Genomic DNA, 18,503 nt, shown 5'->3' on the forward strand with positions numbered 1-18,503 from the left:
ATTTTCTCCGGGGGAGCGCTACACACTCAGCGTGATAACAAAGACCAAGGCGCACACCGTCAATGCGGTGATGCCCACGGTGTTGTGACGCGTGGTGAGCTGTGCTCCCTCCGGTCGAACATTGCTCAGAAATCCGGCTTCGGCCAACGTGTTCATACGGTGCTCTGCGAAGGTCTTGACCTCTCCGGCCAAGCCAAGGTTATTGCGCTTGTTGGCGATAGCGGCGGCGTAGGCGCTGTGGCGGTTTCCCTCACGGTCAGTGACCACGAAGGTGCCGCGGATGTCCAACTCTGCGACAGCGGGCCAAGGTATGTGTACCGAGCGCAGGGGATTGGTGATGAGGATTCCTCCATCCGATATCTCAACGCTGGGTCGCAGATAGAAGAGCCATACCGCAACCGCAAGGAAGACGGTGAGGGCAACCACACGCCACCGCAGTTCAGAGTTTCCTGCGAAGAAGCCGCTGATAGCGGCTGCGGCGAGAATTGCCCACACGATGTACGCAAGGACACGGCTGAACAACGGTCGAAAGATTTCTGTAGGACCCATAACTTTATTGTGACAGCGCGCTCGTACTTAGAGGCACGCGACGCTCTGTATCGAGCTGCTGTATGTGGAAGGAAGTGATTGGCGATGATGCAAGTTAACGCACAATCCCCTCAGAAGACCGGTGAGCCCATCCTCAAGGTGGATGATCTCACGGTTGAATTTTGGGTAGACGGCGAATGGTTCGCCGCTGCAAAGAACATTGACTACGAGGTGCACCCGGGCGAGGTACTGGCCATCGTGGGCGAGTCAGGTTCAGGCAAGACTCAGTCGTCGATGTCCCTGCTTGGTCTGTTGCCTGCGAACGGTCGTTCGAAGGGTTCGGCGAAGCTCAATGGCAAGGAACTGGTCGGCCTGAGTCACTCGCAACTGCGCCACCTGCGCGGTAACGACATGGCGGTTATCTTCCAGGAGCCGATGACCGCGATGAACCCGGTCTATACGATCGGCTTCCAGATCATCGAGACTCTGCGTACTCATACTGAGATGAGTCCGAAGGAAGCACGTGCACGTGCTCTGCAACTCTTGACTCTGGTTGAGATCCCAGATCCCGAGGTTGCCCTCGACAAGTACCCGCACCAGCTTTCTGGTGGACAGCGCCAGCGCGCAATGATCGCTCAGGCGCTCGCACTCAACCCGAAGCTCCTCATCGCGGATGAGCCGACCACGGCTCTCGACGTGACGGTTCAGGCCGAGATTCTTAAGCTCATGGGAGAACTGCGCCACAAGTTCGACTCCGGTATCGTGCTGATCACGCACGACATGGGTGTCGTCGCAGACATGGCAGACCGCATAATCGTTATGCGCAACGGCGTCATTGTGGAGCGTGGCACTGCGGATGAGATCTTTAACCGTCCGCAGCACCCATACACCAAGGAACTCCTTGAGGCTGTTCCGCACCTTGGGGAGTTCACCGCCAAGGACGTCGACCCAGCCATTCCAGTGGCATACCGTGATGACGAGTTGGTGCTGCATGCCAAGGACCTCGTGATTGAGTATCCGAAGCGTGGCCGTGTGCCAGCAGTCCGAGCGGTTCAGGGTATTGACCTTGAGATCGCAAAGGGCGAGGTCGTCGGTCTCGTGGGTGAGTCTGGTTCCGGCAAGACCACGGTTGGCCGTGCGGCGATCGGTCTGTTGCCTGTAGCCGATGGCTCGTTGCGCGTTGCAGGCCACGAACTTGCCGGTATCTCGAAGGCCAATCTGCGCGATGTGCGGAACAATGTGTCGATCGTGTTCCAGGATCCAGGTTCGTCCCTGAATCCTCGTCTCCCGATTGGCGAGTCGATTGGCGAACCGATGTTCCTGCACGGTGTTGCCAAGGGTGCGGGGCTGCAGAAGAAGATCGAGGAACTACTCGATCAGGTTGAGCTGCCTCGTGCGATGCGTAACCGTTACCCACACGAGCTCTCCGGTGGTCAACGTCAGCGCGTGGGTATTGCCCGCGCACTGTCACTGCAGCCAAAGCTCCTGATTGCGGATGAGCCGACCTCGGCACTGGACGTTTCGGTTCAGGCCAAGGTCTTGGACCTGTTCATGGATCTTCAGCGCGAGCACGGCTTTGCCTGCTTGTTCATCTCGCACGACCTTGCCGTTGTCGAGATGCTCGCCTCGCGTATCGCCGTGATGCGTCACGGAAAGATGGCTGAGTTCGGTACGCGTAAGCAGGTTCTTGAGAACCCGCAGGATGATTACACTCGCAAGTTGCTTGCGGCTGTTCCTGTTCCAGACCCTGAGGCACAGCGTCAGCGTCGCGAACTACGCAACGCGCTCATCAACTAACAGTCCACATCATATGGGGACCCCACACAACTGTGTGGGGTCCCCTTTTTGGCCTGTCTGTCACTGGCCTGTGGATTTTCTCGCCGATCTGTCTCCAAGACCCCACGGATTGACGCCGAAACCCACAGGCCGACACGGCGGCTGGGTGAGGTGGCACCGGTTTTTATGGCGGCGACGAGTCGGCTCGGCCCGGAGAGCAAGCACCTGGCCCGACGGACTCGTCGCGAAGGTTCTCTGAGTGCAACCAAATGTGAGGCAGAACATGAGTGCCCATCGACACATCGTGGGAGCCAGTATTGAGTTCTCCGGTACGATTGCATAGGCCATCGTTCGAGGTTGTCACGGCCAAGTCTGGTCAGACATCCCATTTGGCTGGACACCACAGAACCGGCTAGCACAGTTAGCAGTGTTCGCACCGACAACCACAAGGTATGCAGGTGAGCCAACTGCAATGCCTCGAACGCCAAGGATTTCCGTCCGGTGCAGCGCTCCCGCGACCGCTGCGGCAACTGGACGCCATACTGCTGCGCGCTACGTGCAGTCCCTCAAGCGTTGAGAAGTTCAGCGTGTCCCTCTCAGACCGAGAATCGAGTTCATATATGTCAGTGCGCTCTGACCTGCGCAATGTGGCAATTGTTGCCCACGTCGACCACGGTAAGACCACCCTTGTTGATGCAATGCTCCGCCAGACCGGTGCATTCGATCCGCGTGCGAACGTTGATGAACGCGCAATGGACTCCGGCGACCTGGAACGCGAAAAGGGCATCACGATCCTCGCCAAGAACACCGCTGTACGCTACTCGGGTCCAGCCGCCGAAAAGGCCGGCCACACCGATGGCATCACCATCAACGTTATTGACACCCCAGGTCACGCTGACTTCGGCGGCGAGGTCGAGCGTGGCCTGTCGATGGTCGATGGCGTTGTACTTCTCGTGGACTCCTCTGAGGGTCCGCTGCCACAGACTCGCTTCGTTCTCCGTAAGGCGCTTGCCGCCCGTCTTCCTGTCATCTTGGTGGTGAACAAGGTCGACCGTAGCGACGCACGTATCACTGAGGTTGTCGGTGAGGCCACCGATCTGCTGCTCGGCCTGGCCTCGGACCTGCAGGACGAGGTTGATGACCTTGACCTCGAGTCGATCCTCGACGTACCAGTCGTGTACGCGGCAGCCAAGGCAGGCCGCGCAACCTTGGACCAGCCAGCCGACGGTAGCCTCCCAGACAACGAGGACCTTGAGCCACTGTTCCAGACGATCCTCGAGAAGATTCCAGCGCCAACCTACGACGAGGACGCGCCACTTCAGGCACACGTCACCAACCTTGACGCTTCGCCGTTCCTTGGTCGTCTTGCCCTCCTGCGCGTGCACAACGGCACGATCCGCAAGGGCCAGCAGGTCGCGTGGTGCCGCCAGGACGGTAGCCAGCAGACCGTGAAGATCACGGAACTTCTGGAGACGAAGGCACTCGACCGTGTCCCAACCGAAGAGGCCGGACCTGGTGACATCGTCGCCGTCGCCGGTATCTCGGACATCATGATCGGTGAAACTCTCACCGACATCAACGACCCGCGCCCACTGCCGACCATCACGGTTGACGACCCGGCGATCTCGATGACCATTGGTATCAACACCTCGCCATTGGCAGGTAAGGGCGGTAAGGGCCACAAGGTCACGGCTCGCCAGGTGAAGGACCGCCTCGACTCGGAACTGATCGGTAACGTTTCACTGAAGGTTCTGCCGACCGAGCGTCCAGACGCATGGGAAGTACAGGGCCGTGGAGAACTGGCGCTGGCGATCCTCGTGGAGCAGATGCGCCGCGAGGGATTTGAGCTGACCGTTGGCAAGCCACAGGTTGTGACCAAGAAGATCGACGGCAAGGTCCACGAGCCTATGGAGCGCATGACCATTGACGTCCCAGAGGAGTACCTGGGTGCGGTTACCCAACTTATGGCGCAGCGCAAGGGCCGCATGGAGACAATGTCCAACCACGGTTCAGGCTGGATCCGCATGGAGTTCGTGGTCCCAGCGCGTGGCCTGATCGGGTTCCGCACCCGCTTCCTGACTGAGACTCGCGGAACCGGTATTGCGTCCTCGATCGCCGAGGGCTACGAGCCATGGACCGGTGCCATCGAGACCCGTGTGAACGGATCACTCGTGGCAGACCGTGCCGGTGTGGTGACGCCGTTCGCAATGATCAACCTGCAGGAGCGTGGCTCGTTCTTCGTCGACCCAACGCAGGAAGTCTATGAGGGCATGATCGTTGGCGAGAACTCGCGTAACGAGGACATGGATGTGAACATCACCAAGGAGAAGAAGCTCACCAACATGCGTGCGGCTTCCTCCGACTCGTTCGAGAACCTCATCCCACCACGCAAACTGACTCTTGAGGAGTCTCTTGAGTTCGCTCGCGAAGACGAGTGCGTCGAGGTCACCCCAGAGATCGTGCGTATTCGCAAGGTGATTCTGGACCAGACAGAGCGTGCCCGTGCGACTGCTCGCGCGAAGCGGGCGTGAGCGTAGCACCTCGCCGCTGGGCTGCCGCGCTGCTCGGTTCGCCACGAGCGGGGAAGACCCCGCTCGACGCGTTGTAGGTGGAGGGAACCGCCCACTCGCGCGGCGGTTCACCTGAGAACGTAACTCGAGAAGGTCCGTAACGTGCCACGTTACGGACCTTCTCGTCGTCAAACAGGGATTTTGAGCGCTTGACGCGCCTGGTGAGATGGGAGAATAGGGCAGTGGAGATTCGCGAGCTTGATCTTGTCGGACCAATCGTGGCGGTGCACGCGCACCCCGACGACGAGACTTTGTCCTCGGGTGGGTTGCTCGCGTTGGCCGCGGAGCGCGGCTTCGGGGTGACCCTTGTGACCTGCACGCGCGGTGAACAGGGTGAGGTGATCGGAAACGATCCGGATGGCCTGGAGGGAAATGGGCCTGCGCTGGGTGCGTATCGGGAGCGTGAGTTGGCTCGCGCCATGGCGGCGCTCGGGGTGCGCGACCATGTGTTCCTAGACCAACTTGTCCCTGTGCCTGGCGACGAGTCGGTTCCGCTTGATGCTGCGGTTACGGTTTCTGAGGTGCGGTTTTGCGACTCTGGGATGTCATGGGTCGATGGTGAGCTTGGTGCTGGCGTGTCCGGCGCCGCGCAGCCTCCCGACGAGGTGTCGCCCGATGCGTTCTACTTTGCAGACATCGAGGCATCGGCTTCGCGCCTGGCTGGCGTGTTGCTCAAGCGAGCTGCGCGGACTGTCGTTACCTATGAACCTGGCGGGGGATATGGGCACCCCGATCACATCCGTGCCGCACAGGTGGCTCGGCGTGCGGTCGAACTTGCTCAAGACGGTGGTGCCGGACCGATAAGGATGCTGAGTTCGGTGATTCCAGCCGACATCGCTAGGTCTGGGCGTGCTGCGCTGCACGACCTCGCAGCGCGTGGACTGGTAGCGGGAACGGACCATGGCGGAGTCATCCCAGAGGTTTCAGCGCCTCTTGCCGCTGTCAGTGCACACGAGGACGCGACTGCCTACACGCTCGACACGAGGGACTACCTGCCGCAGGTTCTTGCGGCGATGAGAGAGCACGCAACACAGATTCAATGGGCCTGTGAACTGCCCGCCTATGGCATTGCGGCTGGTGCTGCCGTGATTGGCAGCTATGCGCTGTCAAACGACATCATCTCGCCGTTGTTCTCGCATGAGTTCTACGCCGAACTGCTGTGACCTAATCGGTATGTAAAAGGTATGGATCGATACCGCAAGTTTCAGGTTCTCATCAGGGTTTTTCGATAGGTTAGAGGCATGAATTCAGGCAAGGTGGTACATCTGGTGCGGGTCGTCGAGTACGCAACTGCGCTACTGTTCGGAGCTTTTGTCGCGGTGCTTGGAACTGCTGCCCATCGCGCCTATGAACCCTACGCTCTGATCTTTGCCCTGCTTGCCGTTGTGGTATCAGGAGTCATGGTCCGCGCATGGATCGGGCTTGGTGGCGTGGCGGCTTTCGGGGCTGGCTGGATGATCATGGCTCAGCTTTTCGCGCTGGGGGGACCCGGTGGGGACATCATGATGCCTAACCAGGTCATCACCTACGTGTGGCTGTTTGGTGGGGTGGTCGCCGTCGGGGCAGTATGTTTCACCCCACGCAAGTGGTACGCAGAGTAGTTTCCGCTGAAATGCAGGGGAATCTCCACTTAAACTTGATGGGTGCATCTACTTGGCCAGATCCCGCATCCATCGTGTGATCTCAGCCGTGTATCTGATATCCAGATGCGCGCATATGGAACGTATATCTTTAAGCACGATGACCTGAACAACAACCGCATTAACCGTTAGACCAATAACCGTTAGTGCATAGAATTGGAGTAATTGATGGCTGGCGTGGAAGACCTGGACCCGCGCGAAGACGGCGTCGAGGCCCCATCTAACGCAGAGGTGACATCCGCTGACTCACCAGAGGAAGCGGCGCAGGGGGAGAACACTGAGAGCCCAGCACAGCCTGCTGCGGTCTCGCCGTCGCCAATTCCCATCCTTGACCGACCGCCGGTGACTACTAGTGCACCTGTGGACGACGTCAACCCAGCGGATCTGTATGAGGATGACGACCCAGAGGAAAGCGCCTCGGACGAGCACATTGATGCTGATGGCAGTGCTGAGATCGATGCTACGCCAGCCGATAGTGCTGAGCCGGGAAGCACTGTTGAAGACAGAGTGGAACCTGACGAGACCACGGCGCGTGAGGACAGCGCTGAAGACGTAGAGACAGTTACCGATCCCGTCATCGATCCTCAGCCAGAGACGGGACAAAAGTCAGAGGACACCGACGACGGGGATGTCATCGGTGTGGGTCCTGAGGCGGAGCATGACGGCGAGGAAGCCGAGAATGCGGGGCAAGAGGACACATCAGCCCTGGAGGGTAGCGACGATGATGACGCTACCCACGTTATCGAACGCGTTGTCGTGTCTCCCGCAGAGCCTGACGCTGGAGTCGACGCGAGCACAGGGGAGGAAGCTGCCGAGGTCACCGCGGAATCCGAAGTAGTCGATAACCTTACCAGTGACGGGGCTCTGCAACATGGTCCTCACGATGGCGACGACACCGTCGTGATCGCTGCAACGTCTGAGACGGCCTCCGAAAGTGCTTCAACTGGACCGGTCTCGGCCGTAGAGGAGAACGACGAACCTCGCGGTGACGTCGAGAACTCGGTGAAGGCTGCTGCAACCCCGGTGCGCGTCTCTACACGGACTGAGCCCGCCACGAAGACGCCAGCGGCCCCGGCCTCGATCAAGCCGAGCACTCCAGCGAAAGAGCCGCGAACCGTCGACGAGTCGGCAGGCCCGGCATTCGCTGATTTTGAGGAAGAGAAGTCTGGACGTGGCTGGGTGAAGGCGGTAGTGGGGACGCTCGCCACGATCCTGGTGCTCGGTGGTGCCTACGCGGCTGCCCAATACGCGTTCGCTGATGAGATCGCCAAGAACGTCAGTGTTGCGGGCGTTGAGATTGGCGGCTTGAGCGAGGCGGATGCCGCCGTAAAACTCAACGACGAACTTCTTCCAAAACTCGACGAGGAAGTAACTCTAGCGGCCGGTGATCTGAACACCACCGTGGTACCGTCCGCGGCGGGAATCACCTTCGACGCTGAGCAGACTGTCGAGGGACTCACCGGCTTTTCATGGTCCCCGAGCACTCTGTGGGAGAAACTTGCTGGTGGCGAGGCCATCGAGCCTGTGTTGGGCGTAGACAACGAACAACTTGACTCCGCGGTTGCAGAGGTGGAGTCCGCTCTCTACGTCGAACCTGTCAGTGGGACCGTCAGTTTCGTGGACGGCCACGCTGTCGCCACGAATGCCGAGAACGGTATGGGCGTCGATTCCGAGCAGGTGAAGCAACAGTTGCTTGCCCATCTGTTCTCGCAGACCCGTCCCGTGCCACTCACAATGCAAGAAGTCGAGCCTGAGGTCACCCAGGCGGCAACCGACGCGGCGCTTGCCACCGCAAACAAGATTGCCTCCGCCGCAGTCATGGTCGAGATCGACGGCCAGAAAGCTGAGATCCCCCAGGAGGCGTTCACGAAGAATGTGGACATCAAGTTCGAGAACGGCCAGGCGACCTTTGCGTTTGATGGCAAGAAACTCGCCACAGAGGTTGTGAAGCGCACGAGCGATCTGCTGCGGGAAGCAGAGGACGCCCGTTTCGTGTTTAAGGATGGCAAACCAGTCATTGAGCCAGGGCAGGCCGGCACCCGTATCGATGATGAACAGCTTGCCACGGCGTTCCATGCGGCAGCGACCACCGATAATCGTGTAGCGCAGGTGGATCTGGTTGAAACAGATCCAGAACTCTCCGCTCAGAAGCTTGAAGATCTCGGTATCAAGGAGAAGGTCGCAAGCTTCTCCACCCGCATCACGAACGACCACTGGCGCACCGAGAACCTGCGGGTCGCTGCCAGCCGCATCACCGGATACCTGGTGCGGCCAGGTGAGGAGTTTGACCTCATGAAGGTCATCGGTCCGGTGTCGCGTGAGAATGGCTACTATCCCGCAGGCGTTATCGTCAACGGAGTGCACACTGAAGGCATGGGTGGCGGACTCTCGCAGGTGGCAACGACCACGTATAACGCTGGTTTCTTCGCCGGTATGACCGATATCGCACACCGCCCACACACCGTGTGGATTCCACGCTACCCAGAGGGTCGTGAATCAACCCTGTTCTCCGGTTCGATCGATATGATCTGGCGTAATGATTCCGAGACAGGAATCTTGCTCCGTGCCTATGTGGCCGATGGAAACCTGACAGTTGAGGCATGGGGAACCAAGACCTACGAGGTCGAGACCACGACTTCGCCGCGCCGGAACGTCACTCCGGCCCGTATGACCACGTCCACCGCTGCCAACTGCTCGTACTACCCAACGGGACAGCCGGGATTCAGTGTCACGGTCACCCGTAAGGTCACCGAAATCGCCACCGGCGAGGTGGTCGCAGACGAGGCGAAGTCTTGGACATACCGCCCTGACAACGGCGTGACGTGTAAGAAGGACGAGTCCAAAGAGGACGACTAAAGGCAGGAGAAGGATTGGCCTTCCCACTCTGTAGCCCGTGGCGGCACGTTGGTCGCTGCGGGCTATAGCATGTTCGAGAGCACTTGTTTATAAAGCTTAAGGAGTCTTCATGCTGGGAAAGAGCGAGCGGGAGTCCGCCGTGCACGCGCGCGCCGCTGCGGTGAAGGGCGGTTGGGACAACGGGGACTCAGTGCTCCTTGAACTGGGGTCGCGCACCAGTATGCTTGCGACCATCGCCGCCCTCGATGCGATCAACGGTGTGGTTCATATCGGCCACCCCTCGCAGCCTGACCCGGGACTTGAGCGTCGTCTGCTCTCGGCTGATAACTCCCTTGTCCTTACGCAGTCCGTGTCGATCGATTCGCAGTGGACCCTTGTGGGACGCTCTCATGAGAGCAACGGGACCGCGATCATCGATGAGGCGGGTATGCGCGACACCCGTCAGGTGCTGCGGACCCTTGGCATCACGCCGCAGGTTGTCTCAACCACGATGTCCGTGGATGACCGCTGCACGCTGGCCGGTGAGCACGGCATGCTCGTGCTCGAGAAGGCTGCGATCCCCGCAGGTTACTTTGAGCTTGAGGGCGCATCGTTGTTCGCTTCGGTCCCGCCACTGTGGTACGGGCTGCTCGAAACCGCCGAGGAACTCTACGACTTCACCGAGCGTACTCAGATCTGGCTCGCGTTCGGTCCCACTGAAGATCACGAGGGTTCGTTGCGCATCACTCTGAATGTGTTTGCTGAGCACAGCATCGACCTGCAACACCTTCGTTCCCAACGGGCAGCCAATGGCACACACGTGTTCCTCAGCTCGTTCGCGATTGCTGACTCAACCGTGCTTCGATCCCTCTTGGCGCAACTCTCGGCGCAGGAGGTGCAGTACCGTATTCTCGCGATTCTGCCGGGTACCCAGTTCATTCCTGGACCAGATGCCCTTACCCCAGTGTGGTCGAACATGTCCCAGTCCGCCATTGCCGCGGCCTCGTCGAAAGCGAACTAACGCGGATGTCTCCCCGTGTTGCGTATCTAGGCCCAGAGGGAACATTCACGCATCAGGCGGCGATCGATGCGATTGGAGGCGATGCCCAACTGGTTCCGTTGCCGATTGTCACCCAGGTGTACGACGGTGTTGAGGACGGCGGATTCGAGTACGGGATCGTCGCGATTGAGAGCAGCGTCGAAGGGTATGTGGTGCCTTCGCTGGACGCACTCGTGGCTGCCCGCAATGTGGTCGCGATTGATGAGGTGTTCGTTGAGGTTGCATTTGATGCGATGACGGTTGCGGGAGCGACGGGTCCGTTCACCGAGGTGACAAGTCATCCGCACGGTCTTGCCCAGTGTCAGCGTTTTATCACCGAGCGTGGCTTGACCGAGGTTCCGGCGGCATCGAATGCGGCGGCTGCGCGCGATGTGCAACCACATCAGATCGCGCTTGCACCACGAATCGCAGCCAGCCTATACGACCGAGAGATCATCGATGAACGCGTGCAGGACTTCCATGGCGCGCGCACGCGCTTCCTCCTCATTACTGGTCGGGAACAGGCACTTGCTCAGCGTTCTCGAATTGAGACCTGGCAGAACGATGCTGGACACACGGTTCGTTCGATGGTGGCGATCACGCCACGCATCACCGGCCCTGGCGTGCTCGCACGAATTCTCGGTGCGTTGGGAGGTCGGGGAGTGAACCTGTCCTCACTTATCACGCGTCCCCTCAAGGCTCTCGAGGGTAAGTACGTGTTCATCATGACGGTTGATGCGGCTCCGTGGGATGAGACGTTGCGTTCGGTGATCGGCGGGCTGATTGAGGCGGGTGACTCGGTCAAGACCCTCGGTGTGTTCCCCTCACGCGGTGAGATCGATGCAACCGTGGACGAGGAGCGCATTCCACCGTTGAGTGCGGACGCCTCCAGTTCTCCTGGAGACCTTGAAAGGGCACTGCTGTGGTAACGGATGCGCCTCTTCGTGAGCCACGCACCATGACCGTGGGTGTTGTGACGCTCGGGCTGATTGGTGGGTCACTCGCGCTTGCGCTGAGGGACCGGGGAATCGCCGTGAGCGTGTGGGACCGCAATCCGACAACGCGTGCGACTGCACGAGAGGCTGGGTTGACGGCTTTCGATGAACTGGAGGATCTGGCAGCCTCGGGTGTGGATTTGCTTGTGGTCGCGTCACCGTTGTTCGCCATGTCTGACATCATGGTGCGGATTGCACGCACGGTTCCCCCGCACACCACGATCACCGATGCGGGAAGCGTCAAGGAGCGTGTGCGTGAGTCCGTCAATGCTGCAGGCCTCGGCTCGCAGTATGTGGGTGCCCATCCCATGGCGGGCACCGAGAAATCAGGGTTCGCGCATGCTGACCCCCATCTGTTCGACGGTGCAACCTGGGGCCTCACTCTGGCAGAGGAGACAAAGCTCACGCGAGCGCTGCTCGTGCTGCAGTTCATCACGCGCATCATGTCGGGTCGGGCTTTGGTGACCACGGACAGGATTCACGACGATTCGGTTGCGTTGGTCTCGCACCTTCCACATGTCCTCGCGCACTCTTTGACGGGTATCGCGGCAACCTCCCCGAATCGTGAGCTAGCGGTTCGTCTGGCAGCGGGGAGTTTCCGAGACGGTACCCGGGTGGCGCGTGGATCGGCCACGCGTAATCAGGCGATGATCGTGGACAATTCCCGTGCTGTCTTGGGCGCGGTTGATCGGGCGATCGAGCTGTTGACCGATGTACGTGACGCACTGGACGCAACCGAGCCCGGCACAGAGGAGTTGACTGAGTTCTTCACCCGTGGCGCTCCCATCGTGGAACGGGCCAGTGATGGAGAGGCAAGCGAGTCTGAGGTATCGCTCGACCATGCGAACTGGGCTGAACAACTGCTGGCCATCGGGGCCACCGGCAGCCTCGTCACCGGAATCACCGTGGGTGCCGATGTGGCGCAGGCCATAACCGTTAACGTTCGTGGAAATATGTGATCTATGCCCGGACGAGGGCGCTCCGCGGGTGACGCGAACACCCGAGATGAGGGCTCGTCGGCACGCGAGAAACTACTGTTGGCGCGGACGCCGCCGCGCAGGCGGTGGCGGAATCAGCTTGCCAATAGCGATGTCCGCAACAGGGATGACGCGCTCACCTGCGCGAGTGTCCAGTGTGATGAACTCGCTGTTCTTGGCGCTAATATAACCTAGGATATCCGTGTAAAGGTGAGAGTCGCCGTCGGGTAGATTGACCCGAACCATAACCCGCTGACCCACCTGCCACTCGGCGATCTCTGGCCGAATAGGTTCTTCGGGTGAAACAGGTTTAGGGTTGTTCATAGAGAACATTTAACACTAAGCCAGCACGTGGGATTGAGTCCTATGGGGTGGATGGCTGGGAGATAATAGGATCTCCCATGCTTGTTTGGTTACGAACTCTCGTACGTTACGCTCCGGTAGGGGCTTGCTTCGCGAAACCCCTACGTTCCGCTACACTACTTTGTCCGTAACAAGGGCGTTTTGTTTTTAGGTTGAAAGGAACTCGCAAGTGACCTACGTGATCGCCAAGCCTTGCGTCGATGTCAAAGACAAGGCATGCATTGAGGAATGCCCCGTCGACTGCATCTACGAGGGAAACCGATCGCTTTACATCCACCCAGATGAGTGTGTGGACTGCGGAGCTTGTGAACCTGTCTGCCCGGTTGAGGCCATCTACTACGAGGACGATGTCCCCGAGGAATGGTCGGAATACTACGACGCAAACGTCCAGTTCTTCGATGATCTTGGTTCTCCCGGTGGTGCTGCGAAGATGGGGCAGATCGATAAGGATCACCCACTCATCGAGTCGCTGCCACCTCAGGCCTGATCGTGGGTTTTAGGGACATCTCCGACATCGTCTTTCCATGGGACCTATTGATCCCATTCGGTGACCTTGCGCGGAACCACCCTGATGGAATCATCGACCTATCTGTGGGCACGCCGGTTGATCCAACCCCCCAGGTCATCCAGAATGCCATTGCCTCGGCCTCGGACGCTCATGGATATCCGCTGACGTACGGCACCACCCAACTACGCGAAGCTGTCGCGGGTTGGTTTGAGGTGCGCCGAGCCGTGCCAGATCTCGATCCCTCCGATGTCTTGCCAACGATCGGTTCGAAGGAACTGGTTGGCCTGCTTCCCTCGTTGCTGCACCTCGGCGAGGGCGACATCGTGGTCTATCCGAGCGTCGCCTATCCGACCTACGAGGTCGGTGCACGCTTGGCTGGGGCAACGCCTCTTGCCACTGACAATGTGGCAGACTGGCGCGGAGACACGCGCGTCAAGCTTGTCTGGGTCAATAGCCCAGGTAACCCGCACGGCAAAGTGATGGATGTTGCTGCCCTGCGGGAAGTCGTGGATGCCGCGCGCGAGATCGGTGCGCTCGTCGTATCAGATGAGTGCTATGCCGAACTGCCGTGGACTTCGCCGTATCTGGGCGACGGTGTCCCAAGCGTGCTTGATCCGCGGGTGCGGGGCACCTCCTACGAAGGCCTGCTCGTTACCTACTCGCTGTCCAAACAGTCGAACATGGCCGGATACCGTGCCGCGTTTGTGGCGGGCGATGGTCAAGTGGTGCGCCAACTGCTGGCTCTGCGCAAGCATCTTGGCATGATCGTGCCGTTTCCCGTTCAACAGGCCATGATCGCGGCGTTGACGGATGAGGCTCACGTGTGGGAGCAATACGCCGTATACGCGCGTCGCCGTGATGTGTTGTTGACGGCGCTGGGGGGAGCGTCGGAGACCTTCGAGATGGATGGCTCGGAGGCAGGCCTCTACGTGTGGATACGTGCTGGCAACATGCCGGTCTTGAAAGACCGCACGTCAGTGCTTGTGCAACAGGCCCAAAGTCGCATGCCGGGTGCATGCTGGGAGAGCGTCGGCTACTTCGCGGAACGCGGAATCCTTGTGGCCCCCGGGGCCTTTTACGGTGCAGCCGGTAATGATCACGTTCGTATGGCGCTGACCGCGACAGATGAGCGCATCAGTGTTGTGGGGAGTCGGCTCGGTTGGTCGATTCCACGTAAGGGCTTTCCCTTTACTTGGTGAATGGTTTACCCTTGCTTTTAGTGCCGTGTGATGGTTCTCACTGTGGGAATCGCGTTCGCGGACCTGATCGTTTTCCCTAAAGTCCCATGTATTGGCTAACGTTACTTAGACCACTTTGTGGCGTACGTTTGACGCATCGTCGGGCCCATGAGGTTCGAGCCGTGCCGTGGTTTGAGCATGGCGGATGCGGAGCATGCAGCGCCGCACAGCCTTAACGAAGGCGTCAAGGCGCAAGGAAGGAAATTAATGTCTGACAACCTAGACAAAGCCACGCTCTCCGTCGCAGGGGAGACCCACGAACTGCCGGTTTATCAGGCGAGCGTTGGCAATCCCGCCATTGGAGTCACCTCCCTCCTGTCGTCGTCCGGTCACATCACCTACGATCCGGGCTTCATGAACACCGCGGTCTGCGAATCCAAGATCACCTACATCGACGGTGATCAAGGGATTCTGCGCTATCGCGGGTATCCCATCGATCAACTTGCCGAGAAGTCCACGTTCCTCGAGGTGGCCTACCTCCTGATCCATGGTGAACTTCCAAGTAAGACCGACCTCGACGCATTCTCTGCGCGAGTCAACCGGCACACGCTCGTTCCAGAGGGTTTCCGCACCTTCATGGGAACCTTCCCGGTCAACGCACACCCTATGGCCGTGATGGCATCCGCGATCAACGCGCTGCCCACCTTCTATCCCGAATCGCTGAATCCATTCGATGAGGAGACCGTGGAACTGGCCACGGTGCTGATCTTGGCCAAGGCCCGCACGATCACCTCCTACCTACACCGCAGGCGTAACGGGGAGCCATTGCTCTACCCGGACTACTCGCGCGGTTACGTCGATGACTTCCTACGCATGACCTTCTCTGAGCCATACCAGGCGTATGAGACCGACCCCGTTGTGGTTGACGCACTCGACAAACTGTTGATCTTGCACGCGGACCACGAGCAGAACTGCTCGACCTCGACCGTGCGCATGGTCGGTTCGTCGCATGCGAACCTGTATGCCTCGATCGCAGCTGGTGTCAATGCCTTGTCCGGCCCACTGCACGGTGGCGCGAACGAGTCCGTGCTCGCGATGCTACGTCGTATCCAGAGCGAGGGCGGCGACCCTGCGGCGTTCATGAACAAGGTCAAGAACAAGGAGGACGGAGTCCGCCTGATGGGCTTCGGGCACCGTGTCTACAAGAATTACGACCCACGCGCCGCGATCGTGAAGAAGAGTGCGGATGCCGTCCTCGAGACCCTCGGCAAGCGTGATCAACTTCTCGACATCGCGATGGAACTCGAAGAGATCGCGTTGAACGACGAATACTTCATCTCGCGTAAGCTCTACCCGAATGTGGACTTCTACACTGGCCTGATCTACCAGGCGATGGGCTTCGACCCAGAGATGTTCACTCCGCTGTTCGCACTTGGACGTATGCCGGGCTGGATCGCGCAGTGGCGTGAGATGATCAACGACCCGAAGACCAAGATTGGTCGCCCACGCCAGGTGTACATCGGCGAGGTCGAACGCGACTACGTGGATGTAGCGGCTCGCTGACTTGTCGTTGGCGCGGCGTGCCCACAGGTGGGCAACCCTATGAGATCAAAGGTGTGGCCTAGTTCCTGACAAGAGGAACTAGGCCACACCTTTTGGGTTTGTTGGGTATCGATTCCGGCAGGCCGCGGTGATGTACACGAACCGGATAGACCGATGGGGCGTTTTCTGCCCCGATACACAGTTTTTGTTTGTGCACTTGGACGGAAAATGCCCCATCGATGTTGCGTAAGGTGGATCAGTTGGCGTGTAGCGCGCTGTTGAGTTCGATACCGACGCCGGCTCGCTCGACAACCTCGATCGCGCCGGACACGGAGTTGCGGCGGAACAGCAGGTTGTCCCTACCGGAGAGCTCGTGTGCCTTTACCGTGAGCGGTTTGCCAGCTTCATCGGTCTGACCCGCGAGAATCACCTTGGCACCGGCTGTGAGATACAGGCCCGCCTCAACAACGCAGTCATCGCCAAGTGAGATGCCGATTCCAGCGTTTGCCCCCAAGAGGGATCGCTTGCCCACGGAGATGACCTGCTTGCCACCACCTGAGAGTGTCCCCATGATCGATGCGCCGCCACCGATGTCGGAGCCATCACCGATGACGACTCCCGCGGAGATGCGGCCCTCCACCATCGAGACCCCGAGGGTTCCCGCATTGAAGTTGCAGAAGCCCTCGTGCATAACGGTGGTGCCCTCGGCAAGGTGGGCTCCCAATCGCACGCGATCAGCGTCGGCGATCCGCACGCCGCTTGGCACAACGTAGTCGACCATTCGCGGGAACTTGTCCACGCCGTACACCGTGACAGGGCCGCGAACCATGAGCGCCGCGCGAGTCGCCTCGAACGAGTCCGGTGAACATGGGCCGTGGTTTGTCCATACGACATTGCTGAGAAGCCCGAACACGCCGTCAAGGTTCAGACCGTGTGGTCGAACCAGGCGGTGGGAGAGCAGATGTAGTCTCAGGTAGGCGTCTGCCGCGTCGAGCGGCGCAGCATCCAGGTCGATCTCGCGCAGCACGACGACTCGCCGCACACCGCGGGCATCGTCTGATCCTTCAAGCGCGAGAAGCGCGGAGTCAGGGAGCGAACCGGTGGTGTTGGGTCCAAGTCGCGGACGTGGGTACCAGGCGTCGAGCGTGGTTCCGTCTTCTGTCAGGGTTGCGATGCCGTAGCCCCATGCGGAGCGAGTTGAGTCGTTCATGTTTCTACCCTAGATGCGCGATTTTGCCGTGGTTTGCGTTGAAACAGAATGGACCACGGGCGGGGGTGTTTTTTACAGACAGGTTACAGACATGGAACCTGCTGTTAACGTGAGAGCTCACGACACAAGACGCATGCAGGCTTGCCTCCCGACTTTTCGCAAGGGCACCTGCAGGGTCGCTATAGTGGCTAGCATGTCTAGCGCCAACCCCTCATCCACGCCATCAGAACCCTCAGCAGCACTCGATCTCACAGTGGGACCAGTCGATCTCACCGAGGCGTTGTGCAACATCGAATCGGTGTCAGGCGATGAGAAGCGCATCGCGGATGCGGTCGAAACCGCACTACGGGCCTACTCACATCTTGAGGTCACCCGCCTGGGCAACAATGTAGTCGCACGAACCAACCTCGGCCGCGAATCACGAGTCGTCATCGCAGGTCACCTCGACACCGTCCCCATCGCACAGAATCTCCCCGTGCAGCGGATCGTCAAGGACGGCAAGGAATGCCTATGGGGCCGTGGCACGGTGGATATGAAGGGCGGAGCAGCGGTGCAACTGGTGCTCGCCGCCGAACTGAACCGTCCAAACCAGGATGTGACCTGGTGCTTCTACGAAAACGAAGAAGTGGATTCCGAGCTCAATGGCCTCGGCATCATCGCACGCACCCAACCAGACCTGCTGGAAGGCGACTTTGCGATCCTGTGCGAGCCATCGTCGGCAGGCATCGAAGGTGGATGCAACGGAACCCTGCGGGTCATCGTCACCACCAAGGGCATCGCCGCGCACTCGGCGCGTGCCTGGATGGGAGAGAACGCGATCCATGCCGCTGCCCCGATACTCGCGCGCCTGGCCGCCTACGAACCCCACACGGTGACCGTGGACGGACTCGACTACCGAGAATCCATGAATGCCGTGTCCATCACGGGTGGTATCGCTGGAAACGTCATTCCAGATCACTGCGAGGTCAAGGTCAACTACCGATTCGCCCCATCACACACCCCGGACGAGGCGCTCGCACACGTACGAGAGTTGTTCGCCGGGTTCAATGTCGAGGTCGATGACATCGCCCCCGGGGCACGTCCAGGCCTCGACTCGCCGCGCGCCCAGGACTTCGCTCGTGTCGTGCTCGAACGCTCAGGCACGCAGCCCGCACCAAAGTACGGGTGGACCGATGTGGCCCGCTTCGCAGAACTTGGACTGCCCGCGGTGAACTTTGGACCCGGCAACGCAATCTACGCACATCGCGACGATGAACACTGCCCAACCGATCAGATCCAAACGTGTTACGAGGTCCTGAAATCTTGGCTGAAATAGCCAACTCGCAGGCAAAAACTCCCGGCG

General features: G+C 59.8%; 15 protein-coding genes. 12 read left to right on the top strand and 3 right to left on the bottom strand.

The genetic code is table 11. The features are described from left to right. Positions 1–18 precede the first annotated feature (18 nt). Positions 19–549 carry a PH domain-containing protein gene (locus tag ACFSYH_RS10045; RefSeq protein ID WP_377466827.1) on the bottom strand — a complete coding sequence of 177 codons (531 nt, stop codon included), beginning with the start codon at positions 547–549 and terminating at the stop codon, positions 19–21. 84 nt (positions 550–633) lie between these two features. On the opposite strand from ACFSYH_RS10045, the gene ACFSYH_RS10050 reads away from it, so the two are divergent. The 8 genes from ACFSYH_RS10050 to ACFSYH_RS10085 all read left to right on the top strand — a co-directional run bounded on the left by ACFSYH_RS10050 (position 634) and on the right by ACFSYH_RS10085 (position 12,342). Next, positions 634–2,325, top strand: a complete 1,692-nt coding sequence (locus tag ACFSYH_RS10050) for an ABC transporter ATP-binding protein (RefSeq protein ID WP_377466828.1) — start codon at positions 634–636, stop codon at positions 2,323–2,325. Positions 2,326–2,924: 599 nt separating this feature from the next. Then, a complete protein-coding gene (typA, locus tag ACFSYH_RS10055; RefSeq protein WP_377467184.1) occupies positions 2,925–4,835 on the top strand; it encodes a translational GTPase TypA in 1,911 nt (636 codons plus the stop codon). A gap of 221 nt (positions 4,836–5,056) precedes the next feature. After that, positions 5,057–6,037, top strand: coding sequence for a PIG-L family deacetylase (locus ACFSYH_RS10060; RefSeq protein WP_377466829.1), 981 nt, complete (start codon positions 5,057–5,059; stop codon positions 6,035–6,037). 78 nt (positions 6,038–6,115) lie between these two features. Beyond that, positions 6,116–6,475 (top strand): DUF6113 family protein, encoded by a 360-nt coding sequence (locus tag ACFSYH_RS10065; RefSeq protein WP_377466830.1) that lies wholly within the window; start codon positions 6,116–6,118, stop codon positions 6,473–6,475. Between the two features lie 207 nt (positions 6,476–6,682). Then, positions 6,683–9,370 carry a VanW family protein gene (locus ACFSYH_RS10070; RefSeq protein ID WP_377466831.1) on the top strand — a complete coding sequence of 896 codons (2,688 nt, stop codon included), beginning with the start codon at positions 6,683–6,685 and terminating at the stop codon, positions 9,368–9,370. Between the two features lie 109 nt (positions 9,371–9,479). After that, positions 9,480–10,370, top strand: coding sequence for a hypothetical protein (locus tag ACFSYH_RS10075; protein ID WP_377466832.1), 891 nt, complete (start codon positions 9,480–9,482; stop codon positions 10,368–10,370). Between the two features lie 5 nt (positions 10,371–10,375). Further along, positions 10,376–11,317 carry a prephenate dehydratase gene (locus tag ACFSYH_RS10080; protein ID WP_377466833.1) on the top strand — a complete coding sequence of 314 codons (942 nt, stop codon included), beginning with the start codon at positions 10,376–10,378 and terminating at the stop codon, positions 11,315–11,317. Positions 11,318–11,346: 29 nt separating this feature from the next. Continuing rightward, positions 11,347–12,342, top strand: a complete 996-nt coding sequence (locus tag ACFSYH_RS10085; RefSeq protein ID WP_377466834.1) for a prephenate dehydrogenase — start codon at positions 11,347–11,349, stop codon at positions 12,340–12,342. Positions 12,343–12,414: 72 nt separating this feature from the next. Here the strand turns inward: ACFSYH_RS10085 and ACFSYH_RS10090 are convergent, their stop codons facing one another. Then, complete coding sequence (locus ACFSYH_RS10090; protein ID WP_377466835.1) at positions 12,415–12,684, bottom strand: putative acetyltransferase; 270 nt, start codon at positions 12,682–12,684, stop codon at positions 12,415–12,417. 208 nt (positions 12,685–12,892) lie between these two features. On the opposite strand from ACFSYH_RS10090, the gene fdxA reads away from it, so the two are divergent. From fdxA to ACFSYH_RS10105, 3 genes are all read left to right on the top strand, one after another. Next, positions 12,893–13,210: a ferredoxin gene (fdxA, locus tag ACFSYH_RS10095; RefSeq protein ID WP_377466836.1), complete on the top strand. Its 318-nt coding sequence runs from the start codon at positions 12,893–12,895 to the stop codon at positions 13,208–13,210. Between the two features lie 2 nt (positions 13,211–13,212). Then, positions 13,213–14,430, top strand: coding sequence for a succinyldiaminopimelate transaminase (gene dapC, locus ACFSYH_RS10100; RefSeq protein ID WP_377466837.1), 1,218 nt, complete (start codon positions 13,213–13,215; stop codon positions 14,428–14,430). Positions 14,431–14,676: 246 nt separating this feature from the next. Next, positions 14,677–15,972 carry a citrate synthase gene (locus tag ACFSYH_RS10105; protein ID WP_377466838.1) on the top strand — a complete coding sequence of 432 codons (1,296 nt, stop codon included), beginning with the start codon at positions 14,677–14,679 and terminating at the stop codon, positions 15,970–15,972. Positions 15,973–16,207: 235 nt separating this feature from the next. Here ACFSYH_RS10105 and dapD read toward each other — a convergent pair whose 3' ends face one another. Further along, complete coding sequence (gene dapD, locus ACFSYH_RS10110) at positions 16,208–17,161, bottom strand: 2,3,4,5-tetrahydropyridine-2,6-dicarboxylate N-succinyltransferase (RefSeq protein WP_377466839.1); 954 nt, start codon at positions 17,159–17,161, stop codon at positions 16,208–16,210. 193 nt (positions 17,162–17,354) lie between these two features. Between dapD and dapE the strand changes: the two genes are divergently transcribed. After that, entirely contained in the window at positions 17,355–18,476 is a 1,122-nt protein-coding gene (gene dapE / locus ACFSYH_RS10115) for a succinyl-diaminopimelate desuccinylase (RefSeq protein ID WP_377466840.1), read from the top strand. Positions 18,477–18,503: the final 27 nt, after the last annotated feature.

The organism is Populibacterium corticicola (assembly GCF_042683685.1).
Classification (GTDB): domain Bacteria; phylum Actinomycetota; class Actinomycetes; order Actinomycetales; family Cellulomonadaceae; genus Timonella; species Timonella corticicola.

What these genes read in the sequence shown, in the direction of transcription:
- ACFSYH_RS10045 (WP_377466827.1), bottom strand. Translation starts at nt 549, where the DNA reads ATGGGTCCTACAGAAATCTTTCGACCGTTGTTCAGCCGTGTCCTTGCG.
- ACFSYH_RS10050 (WP_377466828.1), top strand. Translation starts at nt 634, where the DNA reads ATGATGCAAGTTAACGCACAATCCCCTCAGAAGACCGGTGAGCCCATC.
- typA (WP_377467184.1), top strand. Translation starts at nt 2,925, where the DNA reads ATGTCAGTGCGCTCTGACCTGCGCAATGTGGCAATTGTTGCCCACGTC.
- ACFSYH_RS10065 (WP_377466830.1), top strand. Translation starts at nt 6,116, where the DNA reads ATGAATTCAGGCAAGGTGGTACATCTGGTGCGGGTCGTCGAGTACGCA.
- ACFSYH_RS10070 (WP_377466831.1), top strand. Translation starts at nt 6,683, where the DNA reads ATGGCTGGCGTGGAAGACCTGGACCCGCGCGAAGACGGCGTCGAGGCC.
- ACFSYH_RS10075 (WP_377466832.1), top strand. Translation starts at nt 9,480, where the DNA reads ATGCTGGGAAAGAGCGAGCGGGAGTCCGCCGTGCACGCGCGCGCCGCT.
- ACFSYH_RS10080 (WP_377466833.1), top strand. Translation starts at nt 10,376, where the DNA reads ATGTCTCCCCGTGTTGCGTATCTAGGCCCAGAGGGAACATTCACGCAT.
- ACFSYH_RS10085 (WP_377466834.1), top strand. Translation starts at nt 11,347, where the DNA reads ATGACCGTGGGTGTTGTGACGCTCGGGCTGATTGGTGGGTCACTCGCG.
- ACFSYH_RS10090 (WP_377466835.1), bottom strand. Translation starts at nt 12,684, where the DNA reads ATGAACAACCCTAAACCTGTTTCACCCGAAGAACCTATTCGGCCAGAG.
- ACFSYH_RS10105 (WP_377466838.1), top strand. Translation starts at nt 14,677, where the DNA reads ATGTCTGACAACCTAGACAAAGCCACGCTCTCCGTCGCAGGGGAGACC.
- dapD (WP_377466839.1), bottom strand. Translation starts at nt 17,161, where the DNA reads ATGAACGACTCAACTCGCTCCGCATGGGGCTACGGCATCGCAACCCTG.
- dapE (WP_377466840.1), top strand. Translation starts at nt 17,355, where the DNA reads ATGTCTAGCGCCAACCCCTCATCCACGCCATCAGAACCCTCAGCAGCA.